8 protein-coding genes are annotated in these 11846 nt (G+C 43.9%); all 8 read right to left on the reverse strand.

Annotated features, from left to right (window positions below; all coding sequences use genetic code 11):
- Positions 1-87 precede the first annotated feature (87 nt).
- The 8 genes from NST85_RS27540 to NST85_RS27575 all read right to left on the reverse strand — a co-directional run bounded on the left by NST85_RS27540 (position 88) and on the right by NST85_RS27575 (position 11821).
- Positions 88-573, reverse strand: a complete 486-nt coding sequence (locus NST85_RS27540) for a MarR family winged helix-turn-helix transcriptional regulator (protein WP_341190925.1) — start codon at positions 571-573, stop codon at positions 88-90.
- 114 nt (positions 574-687) lie between these two features.
- Positions 688-1287: an acyl-CoA-like ligand-binding transcription factor gene (locus NST85_RS27545; RefSeq protein ID WP_445671168.1), complete on the reverse strand. Its 600-nt coding sequence runs from the start codon at positions 1285-1287 to the stop codon at positions 688-690.
- A gap of 179 nt (positions 1288-1466) precedes the next feature.
- The gene (locus NST85_RS27550; RefSeq protein WP_341190926.1) at positions 1467-1592 is read right to left on the reverse strand and encodes a hypothetical protein; all 126 of its coding nucleotides are present in this window, start codon (positions 1590-1592) and stop codon (positions 1467-1469) included.
- Between the two features lie 46 nt (positions 1593-1638).
- Entirely contained in the window at positions 1639-3159 is a 1521-nt protein-coding gene (locus NST85_RS27555; protein ID WP_341190927.1) for an MFS transporter, read from the reverse strand.
- Between the two features lie 173 nt (positions 3160-3332).
- On the reverse strand, positions 3333-3992 hold the full coding sequence (locus NST85_RS27560; protein WP_127194103.1) for a glycosyltransferase: 660 nt from the start codon (positions 3990-3992) through the stop codon (positions 3333-3335).
- Between the two features lie 133 nt (positions 3993-4125).
- The gene (gene thrC / locus NST85_RS27565) at positions 4126-5514 is read right to left on the reverse strand and encodes a threonine synthase (protein WP_127194102.1); all 1389 of its coding nucleotides are present in this window, start codon (positions 5512-5514) and stop codon (positions 4126-4128) included.
- Positions 5515-5704: 190 nt separating this feature from the next.
- Positions 5705-10504 carry a carbohydrate binding domain-containing protein gene (locus NST85_RS27570; protein ID WP_341190928.1) on the reverse strand — a complete coding sequence of 1600 codons (4800 nt, stop codon included), beginning with the start codon at positions 10502-10504 and terminating at the stop codon, positions 5705-5707.
- A gap of 282 nt (positions 10505-10786) precedes the next feature.
- Positions 10787-11821 (reverse strand): alpha/beta hydrolase, encoded by a 1035-nt coding sequence (locus NST85_RS27575; protein ID WP_341190929.1) that lies wholly within the window; start codon positions 11819-11821, stop codon positions 10787-10789.
- Between the last annotated feature and the right edge of the window lie 25 nt (positions 11822-11846).

Genomic DNA, 11846 nt, shown 5'->3' on the forward strand with positions numbered 1-11846 from the left:
AGCATTTAAATTTAACTTCGTGTTCAGTATATTTCGTATGTCGAAGTATTTAATATATATAAAGCCCACATGGTGGGCGAATTATTTCTAATCGATTTTAATTTGGGTTAATACAGATGGTTGTTGTTCTGCTGGTGCGGCATCCGCACTCTTCTCACGAAACAGTTGACCGATTTTGAGAAATATACTGAATAATAAGCTCTTCTCCTCATCGGTTAGTGCTTGGTCGATCAGCGTTACATATTCCGAAATTTGCTTCTTTAGTTCATAAACTAACTTCTCGCCTGTCTCTGAGAGAGCAATGACGACAATCCTACGGTCTTCTTCACTTCTGTTGCGTTTCATGTACTTGAGCTTAACTAGACGATCTACAATTCCTGTGGCTGTACTCATCGGCACATTGGAGTATTCCGCCATTTGGCTCATCGTAATTTCTCCATACCTATCCAGCATGATCATCATAAGAAGCTCTGTCTTTGAGAGAGTAAGATCCAAATTTATGATTTCTTCTGGGAAGAGGATGGTTCTGATATTGCTAAGTATCAGATCTATAAGTTTGTTCAAGTCTGGCATTAGTTCATCCTCCGAATACTTTGGTTGCCGAAATAAATGATTTAAGAGCATCTTACTGCTCTTTTTATTTGTTGTCAATAACCATAGTTAATCCATTCTTTTTGATTGTACAATCTACAACGGCAGGCCATCCTCCAGTTTAGTCAAAGCCGCATCTAATACTGTTGCGAAATTGGCATCCGGATGATCTGCACAATAGAGCATCACCGAAATATTCACTCCAATAATCGCCCCGGCGAATGTACGCACAGCTATGTCATCCGGCTTAGAACCAATACGTTTTGCGACCATCTCTGCGATTAACTGCATCATCTGCGTCAGATTGTTCAGCATCGCTGCACGCAGCTCTGGGACCATCATAATCAGTTGGTTTCGTTCACGCGCCATCTCCAGTTCATCCTCAGGCGTACCGGCTACTTCCGAGATCATTGCACCACGTATAGCCTGAAGTGGACTCAAATGAGGTGGCTGGTTTTCAAATGCAGTGATGAGTAGAGGATCATAGTTGTCAGTAATCACCACGTCCTCCTTGGTCGCAAAGTATCGGAAAAAGGTACTGGGAGAGATCTCCGCAGCATCCGCAATTTGTTCCACTGTAGTCGCTTTATAACCTTGCTCGCGAAATAGTCGCATAGCGTGCATTTGGATCGCTGCCATGGTCTTGGCCTTTTTACGCTCACGCAATCCCATGATCATTTTATTATCTGATGACACTTTATTCTTCACTCCTTAGTGCTAGTTTAGTTCGTTCAGACTCCATTTCTCCATTCACTCTACATTATAATGACACTTTATTCCTTTTGATTGTTTATGTCAATTTTATCAATCCGTCAATAATTAAATTTCCACAAAGAAAAAAACCGCTCCTGGAAAGAACGGTTAGTACGGTACCACTACAAATCCCGGTGGATAAGCTCGAGCCCGCCCGCGACGCTTTCTACTGCGAACAAAGCGAGAGCCCCCATAACAGTACCGATCGGTAGTCCGCCTCCTTGGCTGATAGCGTACACATCGAACAAATGAAAAGACTTCTACCAGATTCCTTAACTACTCGATCACCACTTACTATCCAACGGTAGTCTGCTCAAGCTCCGATTTCACATTACGATCTACCCGCGTCTGCAAGAAGCTCAACGTTATTAGAACACCTAGAGCAGCAACACCCCCACACACCCACAACGTGATCTCCATTCCGTGAATAAAGGATGATCTCACCGAATCGATCAATGTGGTCGAATTGATCTGGCGTGCCACCGCTACACCGGCTGATACATTTCGTCGTACCGACTCCGCGGCTTCCCCAGATAACCCGTGCAAATCCAGTTTATTTCGATACCCAGTACTTAGTAAGGTCCCCAGGATAGCTACTCCCATTGTCCCCCCGACTTGCCGCATGGCCATGATCAGCGCTGAGCCCACACCACTCCGCTCGGCCGAAAGTGCGGAAATGGCTGCATCCATAACCGCAGGTAACGCAAACCCAATGCCAAGTCCGGCAATTGTGATCCATACCGAAGTAAAGCCGTATCCAGTGTCTATACCGGTATTGGTTCCGACAATCAGACCTGTCGCAAGCACCAGAAAACCGAGTGCAATGGGGATCTTAGCCCCAAACCGTGACTGAAGTTGGTCAGATATTTGTGATCCCACTAAGAGGCCACCAACTAGCGGCAGTAATTGCAGACCGGCTCTTTGCACATCCACCCCTCCGACCGCTAGAAAATATTGCGGCATCAGAAATAACACCCCGAACATAGCAAAGGATATAACCGTAGCTAGTATCGTACCCCAAGTGAAGCTAGACGAACGAAATAACGAAAGGTCAATGAGTGGGTGACTAACTCGCCGCTCCCAAAGGACAAAGCCCACAAGAACCAATAAACCCGCTATCAATGTAATCAACGTTACGGGATCTCCCCAACCTTTCTCTCCTATTTCAATTACACCGTATGTTACACCGACCAGCCCTAGGCTTGAGGCTATCACACCAATGAAATCTACCCGTTGGCTCATCTCACTTCGAGATTCCGGTAGCAATATGAAAACTGCGAATAAAGCGAGAACAACTAACGGGATGTTAATTAGGAAAACGGAACCCCACCAGTAGTTGTTGAGTAACCATCCGCCTACTATAGGTCCAAGCGGAATGCCAAATGCATTAGCCATCATCCAAATCCCAATTGCCTTAGGGCGTTCCTTTTCAGAAAACAACACCGGGATGATGGACATGGACAATGGTACCAACAGTGCTGCACCAAGACCCAGAAATGCGCGCCCAGCGATTAATTCCCATGCGGAACCTGCATAGGCACATCCCACCGAGGCCACTCCAAACAAAGTCAGCCCAATAATTAGCATCTTCTTACGCCCTAAACGATCACCAAGCAATCCTGCAGGAAGTAACGCAGCAGCAAAGACCAAATTATACGCATCAGCAAACCATTGGAGTTCTCCGTTCGTTGCATGCAAGTCTGTAGCTAAGATAGGTAAAGCCAAATTAAGAATTGTCATGTCTAAACCAACCGCTAGTATGCCGATAGCCAGTGCGCCTAACACCCACCATCTGTGATTTCCTTTGAGTTTCACGATAGTTACCACCTTTCAACATTAACTTCATATCGAGATACTATATCATTTGAAAGTTACTGTCAAATTATTTAGTTGTAGTTAACGAAGTTCAATCCGTTAAAATAAAATAACAAAAGGCCGGAAGCCCTTAACGGGTACCGACCTTTTGTTATTTCATTTGGGGTCCAAAGTCACTTAAACTTATTAGGGAATTGTTTGATAATTCCATCCGCAAGGATATCAGCGAACATAATCATATGGTCCAAACCCTTATCATAAGCATTAATGCTACCGTTCCAGTCCTTATGAAGCCTTGCTGTTACATCATCCGTTATTAATTTCAGATGCTCATATAACATGTCTTGCAGTTCTTTTTTGGACCAATTGGGATTCGCCTTACTGAGAAAATCAGCAATATCATCTGCATTTCTATGCCACTCTTTATTGTACTTCTCGAGGTCTGCCTGATTGCCAGCCTTTGCTGCATCTAGTACTTTCCCCGCGAGTAGGATATGCTCACGCAATATTTCAGCCAGTTTGTCACCAGCCGCATCGCCATAATATGGTTTGATCGCATTGCCAATATCCTGCTGATTCTTCAAAAGCCTTGCTAGTACTTGTTGTTGGTCCTCCAAACCTGCAATAGCGCTTACGATATATTCTCGCGTCCACCTTACATGATCGATCCAAAGTTTTCTTAAATCCCACTTCAGATCTACCTTCGATTGACTCAGACAATCCTTTTGTGCAAGGACTGGATCGTCCCCTGTGGCCGCCTTAGCGTGTAGGGGTACCAAATTCAGAACTAGAAATATACTCAACAGCGTTAGTTTTAGAAGCCTGCTTTTCATCGTACCTTCTCCTTTTAAGCTTGGATTAAATTCCTGGTATATTATGCACTTTTCAGGACAATCCATTCATAAAAAAACAGCTCCAACAGGTAATATACCTGTTGGAGCTGTGCCGCACCTCGTAATGTAAAACTTAGTAGAACTTAACCAGTTGCTCGATAATTTCGCTATTTGATCCACCTACGAGTGTCTGGAACTGAGGTTTATCGAATAAAGCTTCAATTTGCGTTGGCGACGTTTGCTCGATGTTAACCAAACGAATCGCTTCGTCAAACTTCGCTGGATGCGCTGTAGACAGGGCAACGGTCACTTCACCCTCGCTTGTGAATTGCTCTGCTGCTGCCACACCGCAAGCGGTGTGCGGGTCAAGCAAGTAATCATTTGATTCATAATACTTGCTGATAGTACGCAGGCATTCTTCGCCTTGTACACCATAAGCGACAAAATCAGCTTGAACCTTAGCCAGCTTATCCGCTGGGATCACAATTTTACCATCGACTTTGTATTGGTCCATGATCGCGGAAATCGCTTGTGCATCTTCGCCATGAAGGAAATAGAGGTACCGTTCAAAGTTGCTCGCAACCTGAATATCCATAGATGGACTGTAAGTGCTATGGAACTCTCCTGGTTGATATACGCCCTCATTCACGAAACGCTCTAAGATATTGTTCTCATTGGTAGCAAGAATCAGCTTGTGAATCGGAAGCCCCATGCGTTTAGCTAAATAACCTGCAAAGATGTCACCAAAGTTACCTGTTGGTACGCTGAAGTTAACCTTCGCGGCCGGATCCTTCTTCGTAAGTTGGAAGTATGCGTAGAAGTAATACACCGTTTGTGCCAAAATACGTGCAATGTTGATAGAGTTAATGGCACGCAAGTGGTAACGGTGTTTAAAGTCTACATCGGCGAATAACTCTTTGATGATGCGTTGGCAATCATCGAAGTTACCCTCCACAGATAGATTCAACACATTGGCATCATCAACCGTCGTCATTTGTAATTCTTGCACCTTACTTACTTTCTGATGTGGATGCAGGATACAGATGCGAATACCTTCCTTACCACGTACACCTTCGATCGCTGAAGCTCCAGTATCGCCGGAAGTCGCACCGAGAATATGAATGATCGAATTGTCTTTACGAGAGATGTACGAATATAGGTTGCCTAAAAATTGTAATGCTATGTCTTTGAATGCAAATGTAGGCCCGTGAAATAACTCAAGAATTTGAAGACTATTATTCATCGAGCGTACAGGAGTGACCTCCGCGTCGCGGAATGTTGCATAACTATCGTCGACAAGCTTCTTCAAGTCTTCACGTGGAATTTCCTCGCCAATATATAGCGAAAAGATTTCCAGCGCTAAATCCTGATAAGAAAGTTGTTGCCATTGCTTCAAAGTCTCTTCAGATACTTGCGGGATGTGTTTCGGAACGAGTAGTCCGCCATCATCGGCGAGTCCCATCATCACGGCATCGATGAAGCCGATCGCTCCTACTTTCCCCCGAGTGCTAATGTAGTCCATAATAATCTCCTTATACGAGTCAGTTTTCAGCTATTGTATCAAAAAAATGCGTCGCTGCGTATGGTCTAGCAAATAATTTACAGCAAATTATGAAAATACCCAAATTTCATTCTTGTATGGGCATCTCCCGGGGATAGCATAAAGAATAAAGCTGGAATAGGTTTGGCCCATTCCAGCTTTAAATATTGCCCTATTTCTTTTCTACTAAAGTCACGTTATCCAATAAAATATTATGAGAAATAAATTGTTCTCCTGGAACATTTTGACTACCAAGCAAGAAAACTAGCTTAGCATTTGGATCACCTGAATCACCAACGGAGAAAACATACGTGAATGTCTGCTTATCAGACGTAAGATCCAGCGTCTCCGCCAAGTGTTTCCCGCTTGAACCGTCAGGAATTGAGTTAACTACGATATCTACCCCAATCCGTTTATCCAGACTTGAACTAGCATCGAAGGAGAGGGTATACGTGGTACCGCTCTTTAAATTCAACTTATTCTGATAGATTTGGGTTGACCAAGAGTTCCATCCGTCATAGTTCTTAAAGTCAACTTTTAACTCGCCATCCGCTGCAGAGATCTCCGCATTTGAACCATCATTTGTATATATATCCCATGATTCGGTACCTTGTGAGAAGTCACCATTCAATAGGTCATGTCCTTCCGTCCCAGGAGACGGATTCGTCACTTCCCTAATCTCAATATCATCTAGATACAATGTGTGAGGTGTGTCAAACTCAGTTACACCCTTACCAATTAAGAAATTAAGCTTAAGCGGCTTGGAGGAATCTACAGTAAATTGTTTCTTATATACTGCTTCCGTTGCAGTAATATCGAACTTCGCAGATCCACCTGATGTGTCTGAGAATTCTACGGTAATATCACGAGCCACTGTAGACCAAGCTTTGAAGCTAAGCTCATAGGTTTTACCCGCCACCATCGGAATGTTGGCCTGATAAAACTGATTGCTCCAGTTATTCGGTCCTTTACCTGTGATATCTAGTTTGGCAGTTCCATCTTCAACAGAGAAGTCAAAAGCCCCTCCATCCCCTGTCCAGGTCACCCATGCGTTTGAAACTTCATCAAAAGAGCCTTGAGTGACCAAATTTCCATTTGCTGAAAGTATCGGCTGGTTCACCATAGCATTTGCATAACCCTCAGCTTTGACAATGATCTCATAACGTTCGGCTGAGGAAAATAGAGACCCATCTAAAGTTAATATTCCTTCTTGAATGTCATATTTCTGCCCATCTACGGCATTCCCATTAAGAAGTACCGTATTTATCGCTTTCCTCCACGCTTCATTGTCACTGAAGGTGATTGCTATTGTATTACCCGGATTGTTACCCGTACTGTCAGCTTTCAAAACAGGCGGCTTCAGACCAGGTGCATCTTTCACTTTTAACTCCACATTGTCGATCCATACTTCGTGGCTATCACTGATCACACCGTCTCCGACATTGCCGAGCAAAAACTTCAAACCAACCATTTCTTTGTTTGGTGTCTGGAACTCATAAGTAAAGTGAGTTACACCATTGGTCAAATCAACAGTCTTATTGATATAAGATGCATAACTTGCATTCTCCACCGAAACCTTCATTTTTCGATTCATTGAGGATTTGGCATCGAACTCCAGAATATAGGTCAATCCTTTAGAGACTGCTAACCCTTCCTGGAAAAACAACACGGAATGTGGTTTAGTTCCACTATTCGTAATGGTTACCTTGGCCATATCATCTTCAAGGGTAGCGTTTAAAGCTCCGCCTCCCTCTGGGTTAACAAGCTGCCACGGTTCTAATCCCCCGCTGAAATCGCCATTGATTAGTGGATAGAATACGGTATCTGGATCGAAATATACCGATGTGCGAACCAGTCTAATATTATCCAATTCGATCGTTCCGGTCTTGCCTCCCAGATGGAATATTATCTGTGAAGCTTCATCTGTTTCCGCCAACATTTTGAATTGTGCGGTAACATTCGCTCTGGAAGATCTCAGTGTCAGCAACTGCTTGCCATAAGAAGTTCCATTCTTACTTGTCAGTTCAACTTCGATCTCCCGATCTGCAGAGGCTTTAGCATCAAAAGATAATTCGTACTCCAACCCCTTGATCAAAGAAATTCCTCTTTGGACCAACTGAACGCTGGACTTATCGGTTCCTCCCGATGTTATGTTTAAGTTCAATTTACGTTGGACTGGATCAACACTTGCCTTTACTTTGGCTCCGTCTTCCTCAAGGATATGCCAATAGCTCAAGCGATTTACCTCACCTTGGTCAAACGTTCCGTTGTAAATATGGTTTCCATCAGCGAGTGGTACCTTCGGTACGTCATGATCAAATTCAAGAGAGTCGACCTCAACCAACCGCACGTTGCCTAACCATACTGGATGAGTATTCAGTCCCATGTTAAACTCGATCCGCGCCGCGATGTCACCATCTTGCTTCATTTGGAACGGTAACTCATAGTGGTTGAATTCGTTGTTCAAGTCTGCTTGTAGAGCTTGCGAATAAGCCGCAAAACCTCTTGAGCTACCGCCCGTTAATTTGACGCTCATATTGCGGGAGTCGTCCGACTTGGCATCAAAGCTTAGTTTGTAATACCTTCCCTTGGCTAAAGAGACGATACCTAGCGGTTGAATGGAATAGGGCTGATTTCCCCCACTTGTTATCGACACCTTGGCATAGTTCTTCCCATCTATATTCTCAATCGTTAGGTCGCCTGCTCCTCCTTCTCCTATAAATAAATTCCAATAATCAGTGTTTACCACACCTTCAATGTTAGGAATTCCTGATGTTTCGTTATGCTTAGTGAAATCTCCGTTACGCATCAAGTTACCGTCTTCTAACGCCGCAATGGAACCTACAGGGTAATCCTCTTTGGGTGTAGACGGTACCACTGGTTCCCGGTATTCACGGCCTGTCAATTCATATACACGAACATAGTCCACTAGCATTTTTGCCGGGAATTCCGTATCTGCTGTAGGGTCTCCGTCAAAATGACCACCCACTGCCAAGTTCAAAAGGAGATGAAATGGCTCATCAAACGGTGCCGGGTAGGCATTGTTTGCCGGTTGGCCTACACTCTTGCTAAACCAATCATTCTGCGTCGCATAGAGCTTACCATCTACATACCAGCGAATTTCACCGGGCTCCCACTCAAGGCCGTATACATGGTAGTCTTCGGTAGTACCTCCGTTCTCAAAACGATACTCCTTGCCGGTATAGGTATTATTAGGCCACTGTCCCCCATAGTGAAGGGTGCCGCCAACTTTCCCTGTGTCACTTCCCCAACCTTCCATAATATCAATTTCCCCAGAAGCTGCCCATACACCGTATGCATCATGCTCAGGTAACATCCAGATAGCTGGCCATAATCCCTTGCCACTGGGAGCTTTAGCGCGAATATCAAATTTTCCATACTTCTTACTGAACAATCCCTTTGTCTTGATTCTCGAGGATGTGTAATCAAAACCATTGAATTTTTGTGATTCTTTTACTGCGGTAATGACCAGATTTCCATCTTCGACACTCACATTCTCAGGACGATCCGTATAATATTCCAACTCATTGTTGCCCCATCCCGGATTACCTACCGATTCGCCATTACCGAGGTCGAAGGTCCATTTGGAGCGATTGAGTTCACTTCCACTAAACTCGTCACTCCACACTAACGTCCATGGGCTAGATGGAACTTCCCCGCCCGGTCCTCCCCCAGAGTTATTACCACCACCTGAAGTTTGAGTCCCCCCAGTTGGAGCAGACACAGAGGATTTAACATTAAAATAATTGCCTTGTGATTGAATCTTTCCGTTAACAGTTGACGCTACAGCTTGCGCCGAGACGACTAGCTTAACAATCTCAGCTCCACCTACAAGACGGATCGTGGCTGGGCCATTTAGAACTAGCTCTTTCACCGTGCCTGAGATCGTAATGATTGGCATTTGACCATCTGTACCTTGTCTCAAAGGAACAACAACCTCATCGTATTGTCCCGTTAGACTTATATTGGCCGCATTTGGAGCTAGCGCCACTCGACCAAAATTAGCTTTCGGTGCTCCACTGTTGTCTAGATTCGCATCCGCACCAACCCGTGTTTCCTCCACTTGAGTGGATCCGATAAGATGGACCCGAACCCTGCCGTCCGGTCTGTTCACATCCAATCGTTTAATGATGGAATTGTTGACTTCAATCGATTCTTCTCCTCCACCACGGACGAAGAAAGTATCCTCAACCGTGATATTCTCAAGCGAGGCATCTCCATTTCCAAGCCCCTGACTGAAATATAGATTCCCCGTAATCTTTCCATCCTTCAGGATTACATCTGCCTGATTCGCCAGCATATTACCCTGGATTCCACCTACATTTCTTACCCCACTATCATGAACATAGGACACTAACAGACGATCTAAGATGGAAGCAATCTCTCCACGTGTAATGGTCCGATCTGGCCTAAATGTTCCGTCTGGGTAACCCTTGATGTATCCCGCTGAAGCCAAAGTTTGAATGGCTTGAATGGATTCTGCATCAAGGGAACCCATATCCGAGAATGATATAGCTTCAACTGGCACACTAAGAGCAAATAATTTAGTCAAGCTCCATGCGGCTTGCGCTCGGGTCAAATAACCCGTTGATAAATCTACAATGTTGATAGTGGGTAAATAACCCGCTTCAAGTGCTTTTGTCAAATCCTTGGCATACCAAGCATCCGCAGGAATCTCTGCTGGTACCTTTGCCACCGTCTCTTGTAAGCCAAAAATTCGGTTCATCATGACAACATATTCTACGGTAGTAATTTGACCGTCTGGCCGGAGAGAACCATCCTGATAACCTTGGATAACTCCAGCCGACTTCCAAACTTCAAGCGCTTTTGTAGCCCAATGCTCTTGTTTCGAAACCGGTTTCGATTTTTCGATAGCAAGAACAGCTGAGCCTGAAGAAAAACTGGATACTAGCAACAAAATGGACAACCATAATGCAATCCTCTTCTTCACACTTTCCCTCCTCGATTTTCGTGATAATTTTAGAATCATCACTCCGTTTACTATAAATAACGAAAGTTTCGCAAACGGTTAAAAGCGCTTTCAACACTATAATAGATTCACTTTATTAAAAGGTCAATTGTTTTTTAATCTACTTTGATCATTTGTAGTTTGCGAAAGTTTCGTGAATTTGTCCCATTTTGTCGTCGAAAATTCTATGTTGAATTTCTCCGCTTTAAACACAAAAAAGGCTGCCGATATTTTCGACAACCTTTTTTATCAATCCCCCGCTATCTACCTTAAATACCACTCCCCAGCGGCCTCCAGGATTGACTCTGTCTTGTAATTACAGCCGTGACCTTCATCTAAATATTGAATCAGTCGTTTCTCCCTAGGGAGTTGGTTATATAGCTCGTATATATTCCCATCATTAATAAACTTATCCTTCTTGCCGTGAACCAAGAGAACAGGGCTTACATGATCAATATTATCCAACCTTAACAATTCTCCACTCTGTGGGTCGTCGATTATATAGGACAATCGTTCCATGAAGTAATCAGGCATTCTTACATCTTCACTAAGTATAGGACTTACCGATACGACTCTACACACTTTAGGATGTTTACTTCCTTGGATAGCCCAGGTCGCACCTAAAATGGTTCCAAACAAAAAGAGCGGGAGTCCTTCGTATTGTGATGTAGCGAACTCAATCACTTGGTCCACAAATAGATCCCATCTTTGACGAGTTGCTTTATATTCATTGCGGACATAAGTCTCGCCCTGCCCCGGTCCATCAAAGCTCACCGTAACAAAACCCATTTTCGCAAAATGACCTTCCGTTTTAATTGATTCTTCCTTTGAAGAATCAATGGGGTTTAGAATAATCACGCAACCCTTAGGGCGCTTTGGGACGCGTATTCTTCCATAACAATCGTTGCCTTCAACTTGAATAGTAACGTTAATAATCTCATCGGCCACAAGCGTATCTGCTTGCTTATGCATATCCTTGCATCGCTGATACCATTCTTGCTTCTGCGTTCCCGTCTCCGGGAACATCCACTGAATCAAGTTATAGTGCATTCCCACAATTCGATATAATTTTTCTGCTTCACTGGCGGAATTTTGATTAAGTGCATGAATTGCTCGTTGCTCATAATCATCGGCATGCTTGTACAGAATTCGAGTCCATTCCTCCAGACTATTAAAGCGCTGGCGTAACTCACGCATCGTCTGTTTTGGGATATCGTTTGCAATCCATCTATCCCAAAATCCTCTGAAAAGAAAACTCATCATCATCGTTTTTTCTATAGTACTACTGCAAAAAACCAAGTATATGCCCTCCCTGCCATATCAT

Origin of the sequence: Paenibacillus sp. FSL K6-2524 (genome assembly GCF_038005525.1) — a bacterium.
In the GTDB taxonomy this organism is placed as follows: Bacteria; Bacillota; Bacilli; order Paenibacillales; family Paenibacillaceae; genus Fontibacillus; species Fontibacillus anaericanus.

What these genes read in the sequence shown, in the direction of transcription:
- thrC (WP_127194102.1), bottom strand. Translation starts at nt 5,514, where the DNA reads ATGGACTACATTAGCACTCGGGGGAAAGTAGGAGCGATCGGCTTCATC.
- NST85_RS27560 (WP_127194103.1), bottom strand. Translation starts at nt 3,992, where the DNA reads ATGAAAAGCAGGCTTCTAAAACTAACGCTGTTGAGTATATTTCTAGTT.
- NST85_RS27540 (WP_341190925.1), bottom strand. Translation starts at nt 573, where the DNA reads ATGCCAGACTTGAACAAACTTATAGATCTGATACTTAGCAATATCAGA.